This is a genomic window from Streptomyces cavernicola (assembly GCF_029968035.1).
Lineage (GTDB): Bacteria > Actinomycetota > Actinomycetes > Streptomycetales > Streptomycetaceae > Streptomyces > Streptomyces cavernicola.
The window spans coordinates 81,036-103,166 of the sequence record NZ_JASCIQ010000011.1 but is presented as its reverse complement, the minus strand read 5'-3'; the positions used below and the strand labels follow the sequence as shown (position 1 = coordinate 103,166).

General features: G+C 71.5%; 23 protein-coding genes and 1 pseudogene. 12 read left to right on the top strand and 12 right to left on the bottom strand.

What is annotated here, in order from left to right; translation table 11 throughout:
* Positions 1 to 130: 130 nt before the first annotated feature.
* The 4 genes and pseudogenes from QIS96_RS12795 to QIS96_RS12780 form a co-directional block, all read right to left on the bottom strand.
* Positions 131 to 1,093, bottom strand: coding sequence for an electron transfer flavoprotein subunit alpha/FixB family protein (locus tag QIS96_RS12795; protein ID WP_282542638.1), 963 nt, complete (start codon positions 1,091 to 1,093; stop codon positions 131 to 133).
* An 89-nt stretch (positions 1,094 to 1,182) separates the two neighbouring features.
* Complete coding sequence (locus QIS96_RS12790) at positions 1,183 to 1,968, bottom strand: electron transfer flavoprotein subunit beta/FixA family protein (RefSeq protein ID WP_282542637.1); 786 nt, start codon at positions 1,966 to 1,968, stop codon at positions 1,183 to 1,185.
* 191 nt (positions 1,969 to 2,159) lie between these two features.
* A complete protein-coding gene (locus tag QIS96_RS12785) occupies positions 2,160 to 2,669 on the bottom strand; it encodes a flavin reductase family protein (RefSeq protein ID WP_282542636.1) in 510 nt (169 codons plus the stop codon).
* Positions 2,670 to 2,872: 203 nt separating this feature from the next.
* Positions 2,873 to 3,279 (bottom strand): annotated as a pseudogene (locus QIS96_RS12780) (TlpA family protein disulfide reductase).
* Between the two features lie 109 nt (positions 3,280 to 3,388).
* On the opposite strand from QIS96_RS12780, the gene QIS96_RS12775 reads away from it, so the two are divergent.
* Positions 3,389 to 3,517 (top strand): hypothetical protein, encoded by a 129-nt coding sequence (locus QIS96_RS12775; RefSeq protein WP_282542635.1) that lies wholly within the window; start codon positions 3,389 to 3,391, stop codon positions 3,515 to 3,517.
* 159 nt (positions 3,518 to 3,676) lie between these two features.
* Positions 3,677 to 4,384, top strand: coding sequence for a lysophospholipid acyltransferase family protein (locus QIS96_RS12770; protein WP_282542634.1), 708 nt, complete (start codon positions 3,677 to 3,679; stop codon positions 4,382 to 4,384).
* 166 nt (positions 4,385 to 4,550) lie between these two features.
* Here the strand turns inward: QIS96_RS12770 and QIS96_RS12765 are convergent, their stop codons facing one another.
* The 7 genes from QIS96_RS12765 to QIS96_RS12735 all read right to left on the bottom strand — a co-directional run bounded on the left by QIS96_RS12765 (position 4,551) and on the right by QIS96_RS12735 (position 11,563).
* Positions 4,551 to 5,243 (bottom strand): B3/B4 domain-containing protein, encoded by a 693-nt coding sequence (locus QIS96_RS12765; protein WP_282542633.1) that lies wholly within the window; start codon positions 5,241 to 5,243, stop codon positions 4,551 to 4,553.
* Positions 5,244 to 5,286: 43 nt separating this feature from the next.
* Positions 5,287 to 5,886, bottom strand: coding sequence for a transglutaminase domain-containing protein (locus QIS96_RS12760; RefSeq protein ID WP_282542632.1), 600 nt, complete (start codon positions 5,884 to 5,886; stop codon positions 5,287 to 5,289).
* A 73-nt stretch (positions 5,887 to 5,959) separates the two neighbouring features.
* On the bottom strand, positions 5,960 to 7,042 hold the full coding sequence (locus tag QIS96_RS12755) for a threonine aldolase family protein (RefSeq protein ID WP_282542631.1): 1,083 nt from the start codon (positions 7,040 to 7,042) through the stop codon (positions 5,960 to 5,962).
* Positions 7,039 to 7,803: an SDR family NAD(P)-dependent oxidoreductase gene (locus tag QIS96_RS12750; RefSeq protein ID WP_282542630.1), complete on the bottom strand. Its 765-nt coding sequence runs from the start codon at positions 7,801 to 7,803 to the stop codon at positions 7,039 to 7,041. Before QIS96_RS12750 ends, QIS96_RS12755 begins: the two co-directional genes overlap by 4 nt.
* A gap of 29 nt (positions 7,804 to 7,832) precedes the next feature.
* Positions 7,833 to 9,230, bottom strand: coding sequence for a DUF6421 family protein (locus QIS96_RS12745; protein ID WP_282542629.1), 1,398 nt, complete (start codon positions 9,228 to 9,230; stop codon positions 7,833 to 7,835).
* An 81-nt stretch (positions 9,231 to 9,311) separates the two neighbouring features.
* Positions 9,312 to 10,403 (bottom strand): alpha/beta hydrolase, encoded by a 1,092-nt coding sequence (locus QIS96_RS12740; RefSeq protein ID WP_282542628.1) that lies wholly within the window; start codon positions 10,401 to 10,403, stop codon positions 9,312 to 9,314.
* Positions 10,400 to 11,563 carry an LLM class flavin-dependent oxidoreductase gene (locus QIS96_RS12735; RefSeq protein ID WP_282542627.1) on the bottom strand — a complete coding sequence of 388 codons (1,164 nt, stop codon included), beginning with the start codon at positions 11,561 to 11,563 and terminating at the stop codon, positions 10,400 to 10,402. The genes QIS96_RS12740 and QIS96_RS12735 overlap by 4 nt, the downstream gene beginning before the upstream one ends.
* Before the next feature lie 160 nt (positions 11,564 to 11,723).
* On the opposite strand from QIS96_RS12735, the gene QIS96_RS12730 reads away from it, so the two are divergent.
* Both QIS96_RS12730 and QIS96_RS12725 read left to right on the top strand, forming a co-directional pair.
* Positions 11,724 to 12,314 (top strand): PadR family transcriptional regulator, encoded by a 591-nt coding sequence (locus tag QIS96_RS12730; protein ID WP_282542626.1) that lies wholly within the window; start codon positions 11,724 to 11,726, stop codon positions 12,312 to 12,314.
* A gap of 1,773 nt (positions 12,315 to 14,087) precedes the next feature.
* Entirely contained in the window at positions 14,088 to 14,771 is a 684-nt protein-coding gene (locus QIS96_RS12725) for a glycerophosphodiester phosphodiesterase (protein ID WP_282542625.1), read from the top strand.
* Between the two features lie 38 nt (positions 14,772 to 14,809).
* On the opposite strand, the gene QIS96_RS12720 is transcribed toward QIS96_RS12725, so the two are convergent.
* On the bottom strand, positions 14,810 to 15,373 hold the full coding sequence (locus QIS96_RS12720) for a GNAT family N-acetyltransferase (RefSeq protein WP_408907171.1): 564 nt from the start codon (positions 15,371 to 15,373) through the stop codon (positions 14,810 to 14,812).
* A gap of 81 nt (positions 15,374 to 15,454) precedes the next feature.
* Between QIS96_RS12720 and QIS96_RS12715 the strand changes: the two genes are divergently transcribed.
* From QIS96_RS12715 to QIS96_RS12680, 8 genes are all read left to right on the top strand, one after another.
* Positions 15,455 to 15,841, top strand: coding sequence for a VOC family protein (locus QIS96_RS12715; RefSeq protein WP_282542624.1), 387 nt, complete (start codon positions 15,455 to 15,457; stop codon positions 15,839 to 15,841).
* A gap of 247 nt (positions 15,842 to 16,088) precedes the next feature.
* Positions 16,089 to 17,381: a cytochrome P450 gene (locus QIS96_RS12710; RefSeq protein WP_282542623.1), complete on the top strand. Its 1,293-nt coding sequence runs from the start codon at positions 16,089 to 16,091 to the stop codon at positions 17,379 to 17,381.
* A 155-nt stretch (positions 17,382 to 17,536) separates the two neighbouring features.
* The gene (locus QIS96_RS12705) at positions 17,537 to 18,175 is read left to right on the top strand and encodes a DUF5134 domain-containing protein (RefSeq protein ID WP_282542622.1); all 639 of its coding nucleotides are present in this window, start codon (positions 17,537 to 17,539) and stop codon (positions 18,173 to 18,175) included.
* A 209-nt stretch (positions 18,176 to 18,384) separates the two neighbouring features.
* Positions 18,385 to 19,320, top strand: a complete 936-nt coding sequence (locus QIS96_RS12700; protein WP_282542621.1) for a M56 family metallopeptidase — start codon at positions 18,385 to 18,387, stop codon at positions 19,318 to 19,320.
* Positions 19,321 to 19,399: 79 nt separating this feature from the next.
* Positions 19,400 to 20,119 carry a phosphatase PAP2 family protein gene (locus QIS96_RS12695; protein ID WP_282542620.1) on the top strand — a complete coding sequence of 240 codons (720 nt, stop codon included), beginning with the start codon at positions 19,400 to 19,402 and terminating at the stop codon, positions 20,117 to 20,119.
* A gap of 121 nt (positions 20,120 to 20,240) precedes the next feature.
* On the top strand, positions 20,241 to 20,936 hold the full coding sequence (locus tag QIS96_RS12690) for an HAD family hydrolase (RefSeq protein WP_282542619.1): 696 nt from the start codon (positions 20,241 to 20,243) through the stop codon (positions 20,934 to 20,936).
* 83 nt (positions 20,937 to 21,019) lie between these two features.
* The gene (locus QIS96_RS12685) at positions 21,020 to 21,565 is read left to right on the top strand and encodes an AAA family ATPase (protein WP_282542618.1); all 546 of its coding nucleotides are present in this window, start codon (positions 21,020 to 21,022) and stop codon (positions 21,563 to 21,565) included.
* Positions 21,562 to 22,110: a 2'-5' RNA ligase family protein gene (locus QIS96_RS12680; RefSeq protein WP_282542617.1), complete on the top strand. Its 549-nt coding sequence runs from the start codon at positions 21,562 to 21,564 to the stop codon at positions 22,108 to 22,110. Before QIS96_RS12685 ends, QIS96_RS12680 begins: the two co-directional genes overlap by 4 nt.
* The last annotated feature ends 21 nt before the right edge of the window (positions 22,111 to 22,131 follow it).

Genomic DNA, 22,131 nt, shown 5'->3' with positions numbered 1-22,131 from the left:
CCAGGCCCCCGGCCGCACCGTCTCGTTCAATCTACGCTCCGCCACTGACAGGCGATCGGCGCCGACGACGGGTACGGGAAACGCCCGAAGGCCCCCGGGCGGTCCCGGGGGCCTTCGGTTGCGAACAGGCTCAGCCCTTGCGGGTGTTGACCTCTTCGGTGAGCTGCGGGACGACCTCGAAGAGGTCGCCGACCACGCCGTAGTCGACCAGGTCGAAGATCGGGGCCTCGGCGTCCTTGTTGATCGCCACGATCGTCTTCGAGGTCTGCATACCTGCGCGGTGCTGGATCGCACCGGAGATGCCGGACGCGATGTACAGCTGCGGGGACACGCTCTTACCGGTCTGCCCGACCTGGTTCGAGTGCGGGTACCAGCCCGCGTCCACCGCGGCACGCGAGGCGCCGACGGCCGCACCGAGCGAGTCGGCGAGGGCCTCGATGATCGCGAAGTTCTCGGCACCGTTGACGCCACGGCCACCGGAGACCACGATCGCGGCCTCGGTCAGCTCCGGGCGGCCGGTCGACTCGCGCGGGGTGCGCGCGGTGACCTTCGTACCGGTGGCGGCGTCCGAGAAGGACACGGCGAGGGCCTCGACCGCGCCGGCGGCCGGGGCGGCCTCGACGGCGGCCGAGTTCGGCTTGACCGTGATGACCGGAGTGCCCTGCGTGATGCGGGACTTGGTCGTGTACGACGCGGCGAACGCGGACTGCGTCGCGACCGGGCCCTCGGCACCGGCCTCCAGGTCGACGGCGTCGGTGATGATGCCGGACTTGATGCGGACCGCGAGGCGGGCCGCGATCTCCTTGCCCTCGGCGGACGAGGGCACCAGGACGGCGGCGGGCTGCACAGCCTCGTACGCGGCCTGGAGGGCATCCACCTTCGGCACGACGAGGTAGTCGGCGAACTCGGCGGCGTCGTTGGTGAGGACCTTCACCGCACCGTGCTCGGCGAGCGCGGCGGCGGTGTCGGCGGCGCCGTTGCCCAGGGCGACGGCGACGGGCTCGCCCAGGCGACGGGCCAGGGTGAGGAGTTCGAGGGTGGGCTTGCGGACGGCGCCGTCCACGTGGTCGACGTAGACCAGAACTTCAGCCATGGGACTTCTTCTCTCCTGCAAGTACGAGGAAAACGGGAGGGCTTACGGACTCAGCGGACTCAGATGAACTTCTGGCCCGCGAGGCTGCATCACACGAATTTGCGCTCCGCGAGGAAGGCGGCCAGCTGCTTGCCGCCCTCGCCCTCGTCCTTGACGATCGTGCCCGCGGTGCGGGCCGGACGCTCGGCGGCCTCGTCGACCTTGGTCCAGGCGCCCTCGAGACCGACTTCCTCGGCCTCGATGTCCAGGTCGTCCAGGTCCAGGGACTCCACCGGCTTCTTCTTGGCGGCCATGATGCCCTTGAAGGACGGGTAGCGGGCCTCGCCCGACTGGTCCGTCACGGACACGACGGCCGGAAGCGAAGCCTCCAGCTGCTCGGAGGCGGTGTCGCCGTCACGGCGGCCCTTGACGGTGCCGTCCTCGACGGAGACCTCGGAGAGCAGCGTGACCTGCGGGACACCGAGGCGCTCCGCGAGGATCGCCGGCAGCACGCCCATGGTGCCGTCGGTGGACGCCATACCGGCGATGACCAGGTCGTAACCGGTCTTCTCGATGGCCTTGGCGAGCACCAGGGACGTACCCATGACGTCGGTGCCGTGCAGGTCGTCGTCCTCGACGTGCACGGCCTTGTCGGCGCCCATGGACAGCGCCTTGCGCAGCGCGTCCTTGGCGTCCTCGGGACCGACCGTCAGGACGGTGATCTCCGCGTCGTCGGCCTCGTCGGCAATCTGCAGGGCCTGCTCGACCGCGTACTCGTCGAGCTCCGACAGCAGACCGTCGACATCGTCGCGGTCGACGGTCAGGTCATCGGTGAAGTGCCGGTCGCCGGTGGCGTCGGGCACGTACTTCACACAGACAACGATCCTCAAGCTCACGCCGGCTCTCCTACTGCATCGTCATTTCTGGGCTGCTGCCTTGTTGCAGGCAGCATAGGCGCCTGAAGAGGCGGATCCCGGTCGGGGCGACCCGCGCTCCGAACGAAATGTTACTAGCTAGTACATCCACAGCCTGCACATTAAGCAAGCGCTCAGCACTGTGACGTTGCCAACGCCGGCCGACCGCACGGTCAGTCCCGCAGCGCGGTGAAACGGCCCTGGTGGTACAGGAGCGGGCGGCCGACTCCGGCCGGGTCGCCGAGGACGACCTGGCCGAGCACGAGGCGGTGGTCGCCCGCGGGCACCCGGGCCACGACCCGGCAGACCAGCCAGGCCAGTACGTCGTCCAGGACCGGGACGCCCTCGGGGCCCTCGTGCCAGCGCGTGGCCGGGCCGAACCGGTCGGCTCCGCTGCGCGCGAACGTCGCGGCCAGATCCTGCTGATGCTCGCCGAGTATGTGGACGCCGACGTACTCGGTCTCGGCGATCACGGGCCAGCTGGAGGAGCCGGTGCCGATGCCGAACGAGACGAGGGGCGGCTCGGCGGCGGCCGAGCTGAGCGAGGTGGCGGTGAAGCCCACCGGTCCCGCGGGGCCGCCGGCGGTGATCACCGCTACGCCGGCCGCGTGCTGTCGGAAGGCCGAGCGCAGGAGGTCGGGCGAGGCGAGCTGGGGCGTACGGAGGTCGGGCGAGGCCGTCATGGAGTTGTCCTTCTGCTGTGGTGAACGAGGGCCGTGGCTGCTCAGTTCCCCGGACAGCGCGCGCTCGCATGGCGGCCGAGGTCCAGGTGGACCCGCTCGTAAAGAAGGATTTCCTGCGGCATGGAGTCAGGCTGACGATGCGTGTGGCGTGCAGTCAAGTGCGTACCGCGATATGGGAGCAGGCTCACGGGGCACGGCGGGGCTCAGACCGCCTCGCCGAGCGCCGCCAGGACGTCGGCCTTGCGGGGCTGGCCGGCGGCGCGGCGGACCAGGCGGCCGCGGGCGTCGAGGACGAGGACGGTGGGCGTGCGCAGGATGTCGAGCTCGCGCACGAGTGGGAGGTGCTGCTCGGCGTCGATCTCGATGTGGGCGACGCCGGGGACGAGCCGGGCCACCTCGATGAGCGTGCGGCGCGTGGCCCGGCAGGGCTGGCAGAAGGCGCTGGAGAACTGCACCAGCGTGGCGCGCTCGCCGAGGGCGGCGCCCAACTCCCGCTCCCCGAGCACCCGTTCGCCGTCACGCACCTTGAGCCTCCCGCTCCGCTTCGGTGCGGCAGGCCGAAGGCGCTCGCCGCGAGGAGCACCGCCGCACACACCATGAGTCCGGCCATCTTCGCTTGCAGCGTTGATCGAGCCGCAAACATTCCCGTTCCCCGGAGGCGGGTTCGCACGGGATCCTGTCGACCGTGGACCTCGACGACGGCATCAACGACGGCGTCGGTGTACACGGTCCTCGCCGACTGCGGCGTTCTCGACGCGGCGTTCGCGTACTGCCTCGGCTGCGAGCTGTTTCTGCTCCTCAAGAGGGGTACGGGCGGCCGGATCCGAGCCCGTACGAACCGCTCGTGAGTGCCCGTACGTGACGAGAATCTCCCTGCTCACCGCCGTGAGGGGTGGCTACTCGGCCGCCGATGGGGCACGATCTGCGCAACGCCCTAAACCTACGGGCCCGTAAGTTACCCGCCGGGGAGACCCGTCCCAGGCGCACAGAAGGGTCGATCGCCCCCCATGGCAGAACTCGTCTACCGTCCGGTCATCGGTGCCGCGCTCACGCTGTTCAAAGCGTTGGACCTGAAGATCGACCTGAAGGGTGCGGAGAACATTCCGCGCACCGGTGGCGCGGTCCTGGTGAGCAACCACATCAGCTACATGGACTTCATCTTCGCGGGGCTCGCGGCCCGGCCGCAGAAGCGGCTCGTGCGGTTCATGGCGAAGGACTCGGTCTTCCGCCACAAGGTGTCCGGTCCGCTGATGCGCGGCATGAAGCACATCCCGGTGGACCGCAACCAGGGCGAGGCGGCGTACGCGCACGCGCTGGAGTCGCTGCGCTCCGGGGAGATCGTGGGGGTCTTCCCGGAGGCGACGATCTCGCCTTCGTTCACGCTGAAGAGCTTCAAGTCGGGTGCGGCACGGATGGCGCAGGAGGCCGGGGTTCCGCTGATCCCGGTGGCGCTGTGGGGCACGCAGCGGCTGTGGACCAAGGGCCGGCCGCGGAACTTCAAGCGCAGCCACATCCCGGTGACGATCCGGGTGGGCGAGGCGGTGGAGGCGCCGCGCGAGCAGTACGCGGGGGCGATCACCCGGCGGCTGCGGGGGCGGGTGCAGGAGCTGCTCGAAGCGGGCCAGCGCGCCTATCCCGTGCGGCCCAAGGGGCCGGACGACACGTGGTGGGTGCCGGCGCATCTCGGCGGTACGGCACCTGAGCCGGTGAAGTAGGGGTTCGCTCAGCTTTTCTTGTTCCCCTCCCCGCCCCTTCCCGAACTGGGACTCCGCCCCAGACCCCGCTCCTCAATCGCCGGAGGGGCTCAAAGATGAGCCCCTCCGGCGATTGAGGAGGCCCGTCCGGCAGGACTTTTCGGGAAGGGGCGGGGAGGGGAAAGTCTCATGCCGCCGGCCTCACGTCGACGCGGGCCCCCGGGCTGAACTTCTCGATGAGTTCGGCCAGTTCGGCGCCCGCGCGGTCCAGGTCCGCGAGGGGCATGGGGGCCAGCGACTCCAGCAGGAACAGCGCGCTGGAAGACTCCTCCGTGAGGCGCGTGCGCGGCCCCTGCCGCCAGTTCCAGCGGCGGCAGGTGACCCCGGCCCCGTCGCACCAGACGACCTCCCCCGCATCGGGGTGCTCGACCGTCGCCTCGCCCCCGGCCGTCGTCATGAACTCCTCCTCGCCCGTGGCGCGCACGAGCCGCATGTCGCCCTGGATGCGGTCGAGGTCCTCGCCGCCGACGGGGATCAGATGGGCCACGCTGATCGCGTTGTAGACGTCGACCAGGACGTTGATGCGCGGCAGCCCGCCGTCCGCGAAGGCGCGCTTGGCGAGGGCCTCGGCGGAGTTGCGCGTACGCGAGGGCTTGGCGCCGAACGCGCTGTACGCGGCGCGCCAGGCGGCCATGTGCGGGTCCTCGTGCGGGGCGCGCCCGTCGAGGCGTTCCGCGAGGCGGCGTCCGGCCTCGTCGAGCAGGGCCGAACTGGCCTCCGTGCTGGGGCCGTTGACGAGTCCGTGGGCCTCGATCGCGAGGTGGGTGAAGCCGGGGGCGAGGGTGCGGACCTCGTCCGCGACGGTCAGTTCGAGTGTCATGCCGAGCCTTGGGTCGAAGTCAAGCGGTCGGGCGGTCGGGCGGTCACAGTGCGTCGGGGAGTGACTTCCACAGTGTCGGGCGGTCCGGGGCGGCCTTCAGCGCGTCCAGGACCACCGAGTGCGGTTCATCATAGAGTACTGGATAGTCCACCTCGTTGAACTCCGCTCGCGGCACCCACGCCAGCCGCTCCCCGGAGAGCGAGAACCGCGCGTCCACACCCGGCTTGTTGCCGCGTACGTCCTGCCGGTGCCAGGCGCCGTCGAGGTGCACTGCGATCAGGCCGTGCAGGGCGTGCCCGTCCTCGAGGCCCTCCCCCAGGGTCAGGCGCTGGTAGCAGAGGGCGGCCGGGATGCCGGCGGCGCGCAGCAGGGCGGCGGCGAGGTGGGCCTTGGCGTGGCAGATGCCGGTGCCGAGTTCGAGTACGTCCGAGGCGCGCCAGGTGACCCGCAGGTCACCGGAGTCCTGCGAGTGCGGGACGGCGTCCCGCACGAAGGCGTACGCCGCTTCGGCGTATGTATATGCGTCCGCAGTCTGCGCCTGAAGGCACTCCGCCTCGTGCCGGATCGACGGGTGACTGTGGTTCACGGCCTCGGTATCGGCCAGATACGCGGAGAGTTGAGGGTTCTGCTGGATGAGTTCCATGGCCGCAGAACGTACGGAAGCGGCCGACCGCAAGTCAATGACTTTTACGGTCGGCCGCATACGTATGCGGAATTCAGCGCGCCGCCATCTCCTCCTTGAGCGCCGCAATGAACGAGTCCACGTCGTCCGCGCTCGTGTCGAAGGAGCACATCCAGCGCACGTCGCCCGCGGCCTCGTCCCAGAAGTAGAAGCGGTAGCGCTGCTGCAGCCGCTCGCTCACGTCGTGCGGGAGCCGCGCGAAGACGGCGTTGGCCTGCACGGGGTGCAGAATCTCCACCCCGTCGACGGCGCGGACGCCCTCGGCCAGGCGCTGGGCCATCTCGTTGGCGTGCCGGGCGTTGCGCAGCCACAGGTCCTTGGCGAGCAGCGCCTCCAACTGCACCGACACGAAGCGCATCTTGGACGCCAGCTGCATGGACAGCTTCCGCAGATGCTTCATGTGGCGGACCGCGTCCGGGTTCAGGACGACGACCGCCTCGCCGAACAGCGCGCCGTTCTTGGTGCCGCCGAGCGAGAGCACGTCGACCCCGACGCGGTTGGTGAAGGTCCGCATCGGCACGTCGAGCGAGGCCGCCGCGTTGGCGATGCGGGAGCCGTCCAGGTGCACCTTCATGCCGAGCCCGTGGGCGTGCTCGCAGATCGCGCGGATCTCCTCGGGCGTGTAGACGGTGCCCAGTTCGGTGTTCTGCGTGATCGAGACGACCTGCGGCATCGCGCGGTGCTCGTCGTCCCAGCCGTACGCCTCCCGGTCGATCAGCTCAGGCGTGAGCTTGCCGTCCGGCGTGGGCACGGTCAGGAGCTTGAGGCCGCCGACGCGCTCGGGGGCGCCGCACTCGTCGACGTTGATGTGCGCGGTGTCGGCGCAGATCACCGCGCCCCAACGGTCGGTGAGCGCCTGAAGTGCCGTGACGTTGGCGCCCGTGCCGTTGAACACCGGGAACGCCTCCGCCGTCGCGCCGAAGTGGCCGCGGATCACCTGCTGGAGATGCGCGGTGTAGTCGTCCTCCCCGTAGGCGATCTGGTGACCGCCGTTGGCGAGGGCGAGGGCCGCGAGTATCTCCGGGTGCGCCCCGGCGTAGTTGTCGCTGGCGAAGCCTCGTGTCTCCGGGTCGTGATGGCGTCGTGCGTCGGTCCTCGGCGGGTTTGGAGGGGTCACGGCTTCTCGGTCAGCCACTGGCGGGTTCCGTTCACTTCCTCGGCGGGCCGCTCCCACACGTTGGCGATGGCCTCGGCCAGCTCCGTCACGTCGGTGAAGCCCGCGAACTTCGCGTTGGGGCGCTCGGCTCGCATGGCCTCGTGCACCAGCGCCTTCACCACCAGGATGACCGCTGCGGAGGTCAGCTCGGTACCGTCCGTCTTGGCCGCCTTGCGGAAGGCGTCGCCGAGGGCGAGCGTCCAGGCCTCGGCGGCCGCCTTGGACGCGGCGTACGCGGCGTTGCCGGCGGTGGGCTTGCTCGCGCCGGCGGCGCTGATCAGGACGTACCGCCCGCGGTCGCTGCGGTTCAGGCCCTCCTCGAAGGCGAGCGAGGTGTGCTGGACGGTCCGGATCAGAAGGTTCTCCAGGACGTCCCAGTCCGCCAGGTCGGTCTCGGCGAAGGTGGCGCTGCCGCGCCAGCCGCCGACCAGGTGCACCAGGCCGTCGATCCGCCCGAACTCCTTCTCCGTACGGGCGACCCAGTCACGGGTGGCGTCCAGGTCGAGCAGGTCGACCGTGTCCCCGGTGACGGTGGCGCCGCCGTGCGCATACCTCGCCGCGTCCACGGCCTCCGCCAGGCGGGTCGCGTCCGCGTCCGAGGCGACGACCGTGGCACCCGCCTCGGCCAGGCGCAGCAGGGTGGCCCGCCCCGCGGGTCCGGCCGCTCCAGCGACCGCGATCACAGCACCGTTCAGCACACCGTTCCCGTTTCCGTTCGTCATGGTCCTCACCTCCGCGTCGGCGGGGCGGCTCACGCGGCGACCCGCTCGACGTCCGCGGCCGTGATCCCCCTGGTCGAGGCGATCACACCCTTGAGCTTCTTGGAGAGCGCCTCATAGAACATGCTCAGCGGAAACTCGTCCGCAAGCACCTCGTCGACGAGTTTCCGGGGCGGCAGGGAGGTGTCCAGGGCCTCGGGACCCTTGGCCCACACGGAGCCCGGGTGCGGGGCGAGATAGGTGGAGACCAGGTCGTACGCGGCGAACCAGTGCACCAGCTTGGGGCGGTCGATGCCCGCGCGGTACAGCTCCTCGATCTCGGCGCAGAGCTGGTTGGTGATCTGCGGGGCCCGGTCCCAGTCGATGCGCAGGGTGTTGTCGGTCCAGCGCACCACGTCGTGCTTGTGCAGGTACGCGAAGAGCAGCTGGCCGCCGAGGCCGTCGTAGTTCTTGACGCGGTCGCCGCTGACCGGGAAGCGGAACATCCGGTCGAAGAGCACGGCGTACTGGACGTCGCGGCCGTGGCGGTTGCCCTCGGCCTCCAGCTTCACGGCCTCCTTGAAGGCGGTGAGGTCGCAGCGCAGCTCCTCCAGGCCGTACATCCAGAACGGCTGGCGCTGCTTGATCATGAACGGGTCGAAGGGCAGGTCGCCGTGGCTGTGGGTGCGGTCGTGGACCATGTCCCACAGGACGAAGGCCTCCTTGCAGCGCTCCTGGTCGCCGACCATCTCGCGGATGCCGTCCGGCAGTTGGAGGCCGAGGATGTCGACGGCGGCCTCGGTGACGCGGCGGAAGCGGGCCGCCTCGCGGTCGCAGAAGATGCCGCCCCAGGAGAACCGCTCCGGGGCCTCGCGCACGGCGATCGTCTCGGGGAAGAGCACCGCGGAGTTGGTGTCGTACCCGGAGGTGAAGTCCTCGAAGGTGATGCCGCAGAACAGCGGGTTGTCGTAGCGCGTGGCCTCGAGCTCCGCCAGCCAGTCGGGCCAGACCATCTTCAGGACGACCGCTTCGAGGTTGCGGTCGGGGTTGCCGTTCTGCGTGTACATCGGGAAGACCACGAGGTGCTGCAGTCCGTCCTCGCGGTGCGCCGCAGGCTGGAAGGCGAGCAGCGAGTCCAGGAAGTCGGGGACCTGGAAGCCGCCCTCGACCCAGCGCCGCAGATCCACGCCGAGCGCCTTCAGGTAGGCGGCGTCGTGCGGGAGCAGCGGGGCGAGCTGCTCGACCGCGGTTATGACGCGGCCCACGGTGAGCTCGGCCAGCGCGCGGGACGGGGCGCCCTCGGCGTCGAAGTCGATCGAGCCGTCCGCGGACTGCCAGGGCCTGATTTCTTCCACGGCATCCTTGAGCACCGGCCAGGCAGGGTGCTCGATCACCCTGGATGCAGAAGGAATCCGTCCTTCGGTTGCGGGCTGCACAAGAATTTCCGTCATGTCACTTCCTCCACGGGAGAACCTCGCGTAAAGACACCGTATGCATACGAGGTTCTCCCCAGCAAGAGGAGCCGGTGGAAATTATCCTGCGAGACCCCCTTGGTCACCGAAGTTTTTCCTGCCGTCCCCCGCTTCGGGAGTCGTACGAGCGGTTGTCGCCGCGATCGCGGCCGCCGCGCCCTCCAGCGCCTCGCGGGCGTCGGTGAGCGCCTGCGGGAAGCCGAAGAAGCCGTGGAACATTCGCGGGAAGTGCGCCTCGGTGACCTGAACTCCCGCCTCCCGCAGGCGTTCCGCGTACGCCAGGCCCTCGTCGCAGAGCGGGTCGCAGCCCGCGGTGACGATGTGCGCGGGCGGCAGTCCGGCGAGCTCGCCGAGCAGCGGGGAGATCTTCGGGTCGGCCGGGTCGCCGCCGGCGGCGAGGTACTGCTGCCCGAACCACTTCATGTGCGCGCGGGAGAGGAAGTAGCCGCTGGCGTTCCGCGTCAGGGACGGCCACGGCCGGCTGATGTCGGTCGCCGGGTAGATCAGCACCTGCAGCGCGACGGCCGGGCCGCCCTCGTCCCTGGCCTGCTGGGCGATCACCGCGCAGAGGTTGCCGCCGGCGCTGTCCCCGGCCACGACCAGGGCGGCCGGGTCGCCGCCGAGCTCCGCGGCGTGCGCGGCGGTCCAGCGCAGTGCGGCGTACGCGTCCCGCACCCCGGCCGGGAACGGGTGCTCGGGCGCGAGCCGGTAGTCCACGGCCACGACCGCGGCGCCCGCCTCCCGGCAGAGCCCGCGGGCGGTGTTGTCGTGGCTCTCCAGGTCGCCGATGACGAAGCCGCCGCCGTGCAGGAACAGCACGGTCGGCCGGGACCCGGGGGCGGCCGCCGGGTCCGGCAGGTACACCCGTACCGGAATCTCGGGTTCGCCGTCCGGCCCGGGGATCGTACGGTCCTCCACCGAGCCGACCTCGGGCGGCGCCCAGGGCGGGCGCGGCTGGGCCGACAGGATGCGGCGGGCCTCGGCGGCGTCGGTCACCGTGCCGCCGAGGTCAGGGAAGACGGAGGTGATCAGATCGACCAACTGCCTTGCTTCTGGCGGGAGTCGATCCTCTGCCTCGCCCTGGGGCGCGCCCTCGGTCGCGTGCTGGGTCACGCCCTCGGTCGCGCCCTCGGTCGCGTCCTGGGTCGTCATCGGGTGGCCTCCTGGTGGGGTACGGGCCGGCTGGCGGCGGACTGGTCGCGGAAGTGCGGGATCACCTTCTCGCCCCACTGCCGGATGGTCTCCATGCAGGCCTCCTGCGGCACCGTGCCCATCTGGATCAGGCACATGATCTCGTCGGCGCCCGCGTCGCGGAGCTGCTCGACGTAGGCGATCGCGTCCTCCGCCGTGCCGTAGGCGTGGTCGGCGTTGAAGGTGGCCGTGGCGTTGGGGCGTACCGGAATGCTCTGCTCGTTCAGTCGCGCCACGACCTGCTCGGCGGCCTTGCGCATCTCCTCGGCCTCGTCGGCGCCCTCGACCACGGCCTCGTCGGGAAGGCCCGCCCCGCCGTACCAGTGGCCGATCGACTGGGCGAAGAAGCGCTGCCCGCGGATGCCGATGTTCCGCGCCGTCTCGCGGTCGTCGAGCACGATCGTCGGACAGAGTACGGAGAAGTGGTCGTTGACGACAGAGGAGACGAACCGCTCACTGCCGCGCTCCGCCCGCGCTGTGTCGTACGCGGTCCGCATGTCCTTGATCGAACCGGGCCCCGCGAAGCCCATCACCAGGGCCCCGATGCCGAGTTCGGCCGCCTGCTGCAGGGTCTCCGTACGGCTGCAGGCGAGGAAGAGCGGCGGGTGCGGGGTCTGCTTCGGGCGGGGCAGGATCGGGTGCGGGTCGATGTCGAGCAGCTCGCCGTGGTGCTCCAACTCGTCCTTCTCCCACGCCTTTCCGATGATCCTGAGCGCCTCCTCGACCTCCTGCGTCGTACGGTCCCGGTCCACTCCGCACAGCGAGGTCTCCTGCAGCGTGCCGCCGCGGCCCGCGCCGAGGTCGAGGCGGCCGCCGGAGAGCAGGTCGAGCATGGCGGCGCGCTCGGCCACCCGTGCCGGGTGGTTGAAGGCAAACGGCATGCAGACCACGCCGTGCCCGATCCGGATCCTGCTCGTCCGCGCCGCGACCCAGGTGAGGAAGATCTCCGGGGCGCTCATGTGCGCGTACCACTTCAGGGAGTGGTGCTCGACCGCCCAGATCCGGTCGAAGCCCATCTCCTCGGCGAGCACCGCCTGTTCGACGCTGTCGCGGATCACTTGGTGCTCGCGCTCGACGGTCGGATCCGCCAGCTGCGCCTCGAAGATCATGGAGAACTTCACGCCGCCTCCTGGGAGTTGAGTGGTCCTTTGCACTTCGTTCGCTTCAATCAGCCATATGACTAATAGTCAGGTCTAGCGGGAGCGCCTCGAAGTGACAAGGGGACCGGGCGGACCGGGTTGCGGGATTGCACTCGGGCGCGCCGCCGCCTTCAATGCGGCCATGACCAAGGGCGATCAGCAGCCGACCGAGCACCCGGACGACCCCACGCAGGGCCTGCCCCCGACGGCCTGGGCGGTGCTCGGGCTGCTCTCGTTCCCGGGCGAACGCACCGGCTACGAGCTCAAGAAGTGGGCCGACTCCTCCCTCCGGTTCTTCTACTGGTCGCCCGCGATCAGCCAGATCTACGCCGAGCTGCGCCGCCTGGAGTCCCGTGGGTACGCCACGTCCCGCCGCTCGGGCCCGGAGGAACCGCGCACCAAGCGGGCGTACGCGATCACGGACGCGGGCCGTGCCGCCCTGGCCCGCTGGGCGAGCGCCGGCCAGGACATGGGCGCCCCGGTCCTCAAGCACCCGCTGCTGCTGCGCGTCTGGCTCGGCCACCTCACGGAGCCGGAGCAGCTGCGGTCCCTCGTGCACGAGCATGTGGCGCGTACGCAGGGCGAGTTGAAGGAGGTACGCGAGGCGCTCGCGCGGGCCGACGGCGTGGAGGCGTGGGGGCACCCGCAGATCGCCCTGCGGTGGAGTGAGCGGCGGCTGGTGGCGGAGGTGGAGTTGGCGGAGGCGATGCTGGGGGACTTGGAGGGGTTGTAGGGGTTGTAGGGGTTGTAGGGGCTGGAGGGGCTGGAGGGGCTGGAGGGGCTGGAGGGGCTGGAGGGGCTGCAGGTGCCGTCGTCGCCTCTTGCCGGTCAGGCGTCAACCCCCCGCCGTCTCGCCGCACATGCGGGTGAGTTCGCTCGCGCGGGGTGGGGTGCGGGGGTAGGACGGGCGGGGTCGGTCCTCCCCGCACACCCCGGAGCGTTACGCCGTGAGTACCCGAGCCGTTCTCGTCGCCGCCGTCCTCACTGGGCTCGTTCTGGGGATTGCGGGGGCGAGGGGGAGTCAATCGGGGCAGTCGCCCCGCACCGTCGACTCGGTCACCGTCGATCGCCCTCCGGCCTCGTCCTCGAACGCCGGACGGGCTGGCTTTTGATCCCCACCCCGCCCCTTCCCGAAAGACCGCCGTCGGCTACGGGGGCTCCACCCCCGGACCCCCGCTCCTCAAACGCCGGAGAGGCTGGATTGCCCCCACCCCTCAGATGCCGGCAGGGCGGGATTTTGCGGACCGGCGCTGCGACGGGCGCCCCGACAGGGGCGCGGGGAACTGCACGACCAGCCACGACGAAGCGGTCAGCCGAACAACGACCGGGATCCGGGGCAAGCCCCGAGAACGGGTCCAGGGGTAGCAGCCCCGGCTGAGGCACAGGGGCGACAGCGCGGCCAGGGGCAACGGCCCCAATCAACCAAGAAACCGGGGGCCGCTCCCCCAGAGCGCGATATGGGGCGGCAGCCCCGACAACTAGGGGCCGCGACCCCCGAAGCAAGACATGGGCCAGCAACCCCGAGCAAGATCCACCGGCGACAACCCCGAGCAGGGCCCGGGGCGGCACCCCCGACAACGAGGCCAGGGGCACCAGCCCCCAATCCAAGAGACCGGGGCCGCTACCCGAAGCGCGATATCGCCCGGCAACCCGAGCGAGGCCCACGGACCACAGCCCAAGCGGGGTCCACGGCCAGCAACCCCGAGCAAGGTGCAGGGGCGGCACCCCCGACAGCAAAGCCAGGGACACCAACCCCCAACCAGGAGACCAGGGGCCGCGACCTCGAAGCACGATCTGGAGCGGCAGCCCCGACAACTGGGGGGCGGCACCCCCATGCCCGACATGGGCCGGCGACCCCGAGCAAGATCCACCGGCGACAGCCCCGAGCAGGGCCCAGGGGCGGCACCCCCGACAGCGAAGCCAGGGGGGACAACCCCTAAACCAGGAGACGGGGGCCGCGCCCCGAAGCGCGATATGGCCTGGCAACCCCAAGCGCGATCCACCGGCGACAGCCCCGAGCAGGGCCCAGGGGCGGCACCCCCGAGCAGGGTCCACGGCCAGCGCCCCCGACACCGGGCCCAGAAGGGACAGCCCCAAGCAGCGCCCCAGTGGCAACAGCCACCAGAAGTTGGGCCAGACGACACCCCGAGCCGTCCGCCAGGACTTTCGGGAAGGGGCGGGGTGGGGAAGAAGTCAGCCTCGTACGCGCGGACTTGGCCAAACCCCGGGTAGGGGTGACAGCGCGCCGCGTCCGATTGACCCGCGGGCACAAGTTCACGAGCATCGTCTTGCGCTCCGCAGGAACCCTCGCCAAGCTTGCGCAGTGGCTCGTACCGCGACCGCGGGAATGGCCGCCGACCTGCCCGTGAACGGGACTCACGGCAGCCCCGGCGGAGCCGCGAGCCGCGCCGCGCGCCACCACCCGCCGTACAACACAACACTGCACGGCAGAGCACAGCGCAGCGCAGCGCACAGCGTCAGGCACGTCGACGGAAGCGAGTGAACCTTGAACTTCCTCACCATCGGTCATCGTGGAGTCATGGGCATCGAGCCCGAGAACACCCTCCGGTCCTTCGTCGCAGCCGAGCAGGCCGGCCTCGACGTCATCGAGCTCGACCTCCACCTCAGCAAGGACGGCGCCCTCGTCGTCATGCACGACGCGCTGGTCGACCGCACCACCGACGGCAAGGGTCCGATCGCCGACAAGACCCTCGAAGAGCTGCGCGCCCTCGACGCCGGCCGGGGCGAGCGCATCCCGGTGTTCGAGGAGGTCCTCGACGCGGTGAAGGCGCCGCTGCAGGCGGAGATCAAGGACGTGGCGGCCGCCCGCGCCCTCGCCGAGGTGATGCACCGGCGCGACCTGGTGGGCCGGGTCGAGGTGCTCTCCTTCCACGACGACGCGGTCGCGGAGATCGCCCGTCTCGTCCCCGGCGTACGCACCGCGCTCGTCGCGAGCCGCTACGGCAAGGACGTCGTCGAGCGGGCCGTGGCCGTCGGCGCGACCACGCTCGTACTCAACATCCGCCGCCTGACCCTGGAGACGGTCGAGGCGGCGCGCAAGGCGGACCTGCGGATCATCGGCTGGGTCGTGAACACCCAGGACCACCTGCGCCTGGTCCGCGCCCTCGGCCTGGACGGCGCGACCACCGACTACCCGGAGATCAAACGCACCGGCCGCTTCACCGCCTGAGCCGCAGCCACACCAACTGCGCGCGGAAAACGGCCCGTTCAGTCGCCGAGCGGCTTCACGAGCAGCTCGAACTGCAGGTCGTCCCGCTGCGGAATGCCGAAGCGCTCGTCGCCGTACGGGAACGGGGTCATCTCGCCCGTACGGCGATAGCCGCGGCGCTCGTACCAGGCGATCAGGTCCTCGCGGACCGAGATCACCGTCATCTGCATCTGCCGTGCGCCCCACTGTGCGCGGGCCGTGCGCTCCGCCTCCGCGATGATCACCTTGCCGAGGCCCGCGCCCTGCAGGGCCGGGCTGACCGCGAACATCCCGAAGTAGGCCGATTCGCCCCGGTGTTCCAGCTGGCAGCAGGCGACCGGCTCGCCGTCCCGCTCCACCACGAGCAGCCTGCTGTCCGGCCCCGCGATGACCGCGCGCACCCCCTCGGGGTCCGTCCGCTGGCCGTGCAGGATGTCCGCCTCCGTGGTCCAGCCGGTGCGGCTGCTGTCTCCCCGGTACGCCGACTCGATCAGCGCGACGAGCGCGTCGACGTCGGCGTCGGTGGCGTCGCGGAAGGTCGGTGCGCCTGTTGCGGTGCGGGAGGCGGTCTCAGCGGTGTCCATGGATGCGGCGGCCCTTCGTGTCTCGCGGCGGGTCTCAACGGCGGATTCCCCGAGCCTAACGCGCCGTTACAGTGCGTCTTCATGGTTCACGTACTCAGCAGCCGCACCCTCCTGCGCCCCGTCGACCCCGAGCGCAGCCGCACCTTCTACGGCGAGACCCTCGGGCTCGACGTCTACCGCGAGTTCGGCACCGGGCCCGAGCGCGGCACCGTGTACTTCCTCGGCGGCGGCTTCCTCGAGGTGTCCGGGCGGGCGGAGCGGGCGCCTTCGCCGGGGATCCGGCTGTGGTTGCAGGTCGCCGACGTCGCCGCCGCGTACGACGAACTGCGAGCACGCGGCGTCGAGGTGGTGCGCGAGCCGCGACAGGAACCCTGGGGTCTGATCGAGATGTGGATCACGGACCCGGACGGCAACGACATCGTCCTCGTCGAGGTGCCCGCCGACCATCCGCTGCGCTACCGGCCCTGACGCACACTCGTCGCATACCGCGCGTAACCCGCTCCCCCACTCCCCCGAGACGCCCGCACGCGCCCCCTGTGCCACAGCGCACACCCCGATCCGTGCAACCCCGAGACGGTGGTGAAGCGTCCCTGATTCGACCCTGATTCCCAGCCTGGAGACGCCCCTCGGTCACCACGAGGCACGGTCGGACACTTATGCTGACCGCTCCCGTTAGTACCGAGACCGCATCGAGAGTCTGGGCTGTACGTCGACCATGGAGCTCACATTGAGGGCGAATCTCCGATCCCGCATCGCCGCTCGGCTGGGGCGCAAGTACCTGGCCAGGATCAAGAAGCACGGCATCGGATCGTCCACGATCTCGCTCCTGCCCGAGCAACTGCTGCTGCCGCTGCGGCGCGAGGGGCTCGACCCGGTGCCGCAGTTGACCCGGACCCAGGAGCAGTCGCCGATCTCCAAGGTGCCGCTGCCGTTCGGCATGGACGCCTGGGTGGTCACGGGGCACGAGGAGGTGAAGGCGGTCCTCGGCGCGACCGACGGGTTCAGCACGGACTTCACCAACCTCGCGGGCAACGCGGGCGTCCAGGAGGAGCAGAACCCCGGCGGGCTCGGCTTCGCGGACCCGCCGGTGCACACGCGGCTGCGCAAGATACTCACCCCGGAGTTCACCATGCGCCGTCTGCGCAGGCTGACTCCGCGGATCGACGAGATCGTGAACGACTGCCTGGACTCGATGGAGCGCAGCCCGGACCCGGTCGACCTCGTGCAGTCCTTCGCCCTGCCGATCCCGTCCCTGACCATCTGCGAACTGCTCGGCGTCCCCTACGAGGACCGGCACGACTTCCAGCAGTTGAGCATGGCCCGCTTCGACCTGTCCGACGGCGCGATAGCGCCCTTCGGCCACACCTCCGCCTCGCTCGACTACTTCCGGGACGTCGTCAAGAAGCAGCGCGAGAACCCCGGTGACGGACTGCTCGGCCAGATCGTCCGCGAGCACGGCGACAGCGTCGACGACGAGGAGCTCGCCGGCCTCGCCGACGGCGTCCTGACCGGCGGTTTCGAGACCACCGCGAGCATGCTGGCGCTCGGCTCCCTGGTACTCCTGCAGGATCCGCGCGCGTTCGCCCGGGTCCGGGACGAGGACGCGGCGGCGGCGCCGTTCGTCGAGGAGGCGCTGCGCCATCTGACCGTGGTGCAGCTGGCGTTCCCGCGGTTCGCGCGCGAGGACATCGAGATAGCCGGGGTGCACATCCCCAAGGGCGACTTCATGTTGTGCTCCCTCAGCGGCGCCAACCGCGACCCGCGCTTCACCGGCGTCGAACGCGCCGCGTTCGACCCGGACCGCAAGGCCTCCGGCCACCTCGCCTTCGGGTACGGCATCCACCGCTGCATCGGCGCCGAGCTGGCCCGGATGGAACTGCGCGCCGCCTACCCCGCGCTCCTTCGCCGCTTCCCCGAGATGAAGCTGGCCGTAGCGCCCTACGAACTCGCCTTCCGCAAGCTGTCCATCGTCTACGGCGTCGAGTCCCTGCCGGTGCGCCTGCGCTGACGCTCCCCCGCGCCCCTCTCCGCGCGCCTGCCGGTGCGGGTGCGTGCTCCCCGTGTACACCCGTGCGCTCGCGTGGGGCAGGACCCCGCCGGGAATCGACCTGTCGACACGGCTGTGTGCCGACTCGTCGACGGTGGCGGAGGGGGAGGTGTGCCGTGCACGGACCGGCACTGGCCGGGTGGCTGCTCGTCGCGTTGTGCGCGGCGACCGGGGCGTACTGCCTGCTGCGGATGCGCAGTCCGGTCGCCGAGCAGCGCAGCGCGGCGGGCGGTGAGGCCCTGATGGGGTTCGGGATGGCGGTGATGGCGATCCCCGCCGCGGCGTTCGGCCCGCCCCGCTGGGCGTGGTGGGCGTACGGGGTGGTGTTCGGGGCGGCCGCGGTGCGCGCGCTGTGGAACGTGCGCGGGTTGTGGAGCGTACGCGGGCACGGCCGTGCGCGCGCCCCGAGGTCCCCGGGGCGCGCCTCCGGTCACGCCCATCACCTGCACCATCTCGTCGGCTCCCTCGCGATGGTCTACATGTCCGTGGCGATGGCCTCGGCCCCGCAGGGCGGCGCGGGGCACGCGGCGCATGCGGGTCCGACCGGTGTCCCGCTCGTGACCGGTGCGCTGTTGCTGTACTTCGCCGGGTACGTGCTCAGGGCGGGGCTGCGGCTGGCGCCCGCCCCGGCGACCGCGACCGTGCCGCGCTCCGGTTCGGGTCCTGCGGTGGCCTGGGGCGACCGGGCCGAACTCGCGCTCGCCTGCCGCCTGTCCATGGGCATCGGGATGTTCGCGATGCTCCTCACGATGTGAGCGCTCGACACGACTGTTTCCGCACGGGCCTCGTACGACCGCCCCGTACGACTGTTTCCGCTGTTTCGGCTGTTTCCGCAGCCCGCATCGGCCGGCGCACGGCCGCCCCCGCGCGCTCCTTCGGCTTTGACACCTACGAAATCCGTGGCGTACGTCACTTGACGGCTCAGGCCATACCCTCGGGTAGCCCTCGCTCATAGGCTGGGGTCATGTTGGTCCCCGTCGCCCTGCTCCTGCTCGGCGCGCTGACCGCCGCCGTGGGCCCCAGACTTCTCGCACGCGCCGAGTGGCCGGAGCGAGAACCCGTGGTTGCGCTGTGGGTGTGGCAGTGCGTGATCGCCGCTGTGCTCCTCTGCTGCGCCCTGTCCATGGCGCTGAGCGCCGCCGCCGCCTGGCAGGCGGTACGAGGACAGCTCTTCGCCCCCGCTCCGCAGGGCGTCGTCGAGGCGTACGCCCTGTCGGCGACGGGCCCTTGGGCCGCCGCCACTGCCGTCACGCTCGCCCTCGGCGGGGTGTGGACCGGGGCCATGCTGAGCCGCGAGGTGTTCCGGGCCCGCGCCCGGCACCGCGCCCGCCGGGCCGAACTGCTCGTGCGCGCACCGCTCCTTCCCGGCGAGGAGCCCGGCACGGACCGGCTCGTCGTCCTCGAAGGGGAGCGCCCCGACGCCTGGTGGCTGCCCGGAGCGGCGCCCCAACTCGCCATCACCACCGCCGCGTTGCGCCGCCTGAAGGGCCGTCAGCTCGATGCGGTGCTCGCCCACGAGCAGGGCCACGCGCAGGCCCGGCACGACTGGCTGCTGCACTGCTCGGGCGCGCTCGCCAACGGCTTTCCGCAGGTGCGGGTCTTCGCCGCGTTCCGCGACGAGATGCACCGGCTCGTGGAGTTGGCCGCCGACGACGTGGCCTCACGCCGCTTCGGCCGCCTGACGATCGCGCTCGCCCTGGTCGAACTCAACGAACACCGGGGCGTGTTCGGGCCCTGCCCGACCACCATGGCCGAAGTGCCGCAGCGCGTGCACCGGTTGCTCGCGCCGCTGCCCCGGCTCACCGCGGGCCGCAGGCTCCGCCTGACCGCGGCCGCCGCGCTCGTGCCGATCGTGCCGCTGCTCGTCACCTTCGTTCCGGGCCTGAGCGCCCTGCGCTGACCCGCGCCGCCGCTCGCCTCCCGGCGTCGGCGGCGCGCGGGGTTGGCCCGTACCGCCGCACGTCGGCGAGGATCCTGGTATGCACTCCGCACCGCGCTCCGACGCACCCCAGAACTCGCCCGCGCCGAACGGCCCTTCGGCGGCTCTCGCCGGTCGGGCGGGCCGGACCTCCGCCGCCGTGCTCGGGGTGCTCACCGCGCTGCTGCTCGCCGCGGTGGCCGCCGGCTGGGCGCCGTTGCTCGACGTCGACGCGTCGATCGCCCGCACCACGCACCGCTGGGCCGTCTCCGATCCGACCCTGACGCACGCCAACCGGATCCTCACCGACTGGATCTGGGACCCGTGGACCATGCGCGCCCTGTGCGCGGTCCTGGTCGTCTGGCTGTGGTGGCTCGGCGACCGGCGGCTCGCCGTGTGGGCGGGCGCGAGCTGCCTGTTCGCGACGCTGCTTCAGCAGGTCCTGAAGGCGGCCGTCGGGCGGGAGCGGCCGACGTGGCCGGACCCGGTGGACAGCGCGAACTTCGCGGCGTTCCCGTCGGGTCACGCGATGACGGCGGCGTTCGTCGGCGGGCTCGTCCTGTGGGCCCTCGCGCTGCGCCGCGCGGGCCGCGCCCTGTGGTGGACGGCCCTCGCCGTGACCCCGGTCTCGGTGGCCGGCGTGGGCTGGACGCGGGTCTGGCTCGGCGTGCACTGGCCGACGGACGTCCTCGGCGGCTGGCTGCTCGGCGCGTTCCTGGTCCTGCTCACCGGCGTGTTGTACGGGCGCACGGCGCGGGCGGGGCGTCCGACGGGTTCGTGAGGCGCGCTGCGCGGGGCCGGTGGGCAGTGAGCGGCGAGCCGTGGGCGGTGACCGGTGGGCGGTGGCCGGTGGCCGGTGGGGCGCTCTTGACCGGTCGCCGCCGCGCGCCGAGCATCGAGCCATGGCGATCAAGGGCGTGCTGTTCGACTCCTCCGGAACCCTGCTGCGCATCGAGTCCACCGAGTCCTGGCTCCGCGCCACCCTGGACGCCTCCGAACTCACCGTTCCCGACGAGGAGTTCAGGCACTACGTCGCCGAACTCGAAGCGGCCGGCGCGCTGCCCGGCGGCCCTCCACCCGGCACGGTCCCCGCGCATCTGGAGGAGCTGTACGCCACCCGCGACGTGAGCGCCGAGCGGCACCGCGCCGCGTACACCGGCCTGTCCCGCGAGGTGGCGCTCCCCGCGCCCGGACTGCACGAGGCGCTGTACGCCCGCCATATGACCCCGGCCGCCTGGCGCCCGTACCCGGACACCGCCGACGTCCTCGCCGCGCTCAAGGACCGCGGGCTGCTCGTCGCGGTGGTCAGCAACATCGGCTGGGACCTGCGCCCGGTCTTCCGCGCCCACGGCCTCGACCGGTACGTGGACGCGTACGTCCTGTCGTACGAGCACGGGGTGCAGAAGCCCGATCCGCGGCTGTTCGCGGCCGCCTGCCAGGTGCTCGGGGTGGCGCCCGAGGACACGCTGATGGTGGGCGACGACCGGCGCGCGGACCGGGGCGCGGCGAGCCTCGGCTGCGCGGTGCACTTCGTGGACCCCCTGCCGGTGGAGCAGCGCCCGGCGGGCCTCGAACCGGTCCTCACCCTGGTCGACTGAGCCCGCCCACCGCTGCCTGGCCGGGTCTCCGGTCGACTGAGGCTGCCCGCCTGTGCGTTCGGGGCCGGTGTTACCGTCCCGGGATGATCGTCTGGATCAACGGCGCGTTCGGCAGCGGCAAGACGACCCTGGTGGGCCACCTGCGCCGGCGGCTTCCGGGCGCGCTGGTCTTCGACCCGGAGGACGTCGGCCAGGTGCTGAGCCGCATCGTCGACGTGCCGACGGGCGACTTCCAGGACCTGCCGCTGTGGCGCCGCCAGGTCGCGGAGCTCGCCCTCGGCCTGGTCGCGGAGTACGAGCGTCCGCTGCTCGTGCCGATGACTCTGGTCGACCCCGGGTACACGGCGGAGATCTTCGGCGCGTTCGACCGGGCCGGGGTCGCGCTGCACCACTTCTTCCTGCGGGTGCCGCCCGCGGAGTTGGAGCGCCGGATCGAGCAGCGCACGGTCGCGCCGGGCGACCCGGAGCGCGACGCGGCCGCCAAGCGCTGGTGCCGGGCGCGGATCGAACCGTGCACGGCCGCCGTCGCCACGCTGCCCGCGCGGACGGTCCTCCTGGACGGCCTCCTGCCCCGACAGCGCCTGGCCGACGCCGTGTTGGACCGCCTCGCGGACCGCGTCCCGGCATGAGCGGCAGCCGAACGGACGAGGCCGCGCAGGGCTGGCCGGACCGCCCCGGTGACACCGCCCTCACGATCAAGGTGCCCGCGGCCGACCCTCTCGTACGGGCGCCGTTTCCCGCGCATGTCACGGTGCTCTACCCCTTCCTGCACGAGAGCCGCCTGGACGCGGACGTGGAGGCGCAGCTCGGCGCGCTCCTCGCGGGGCACCCTGCGTTCGAGCTGACCTTCGCGGAGTTCGGCCGCTACCCCGGCGTGCTGTACCTGGACCCGTGGCCGCGCGACCCGGTCACCGCCCTCACCAAACAGCTCACGGCGCGCTGGCCGGAGGCGGTGCCGTACCGCGGGATCTTCGGCGAGACCGCCCTGGACCCGCATCTGACCCTTGCCAACGACGCGGGCCCGGACACCTGGCGCTCCGCGTACGACGCCCTCGAGGCGGAACTGGCCCCTCAACTCCCGCTGACCGCACGCGTGACGGCCGTCGACCTGATCGTCTGGGACGGCACGACCTGGCGGGACCGCACGGCGTATCCCCTGGGCCGCGCCGACTGAAGCGGCCCCTGCCACGCCACG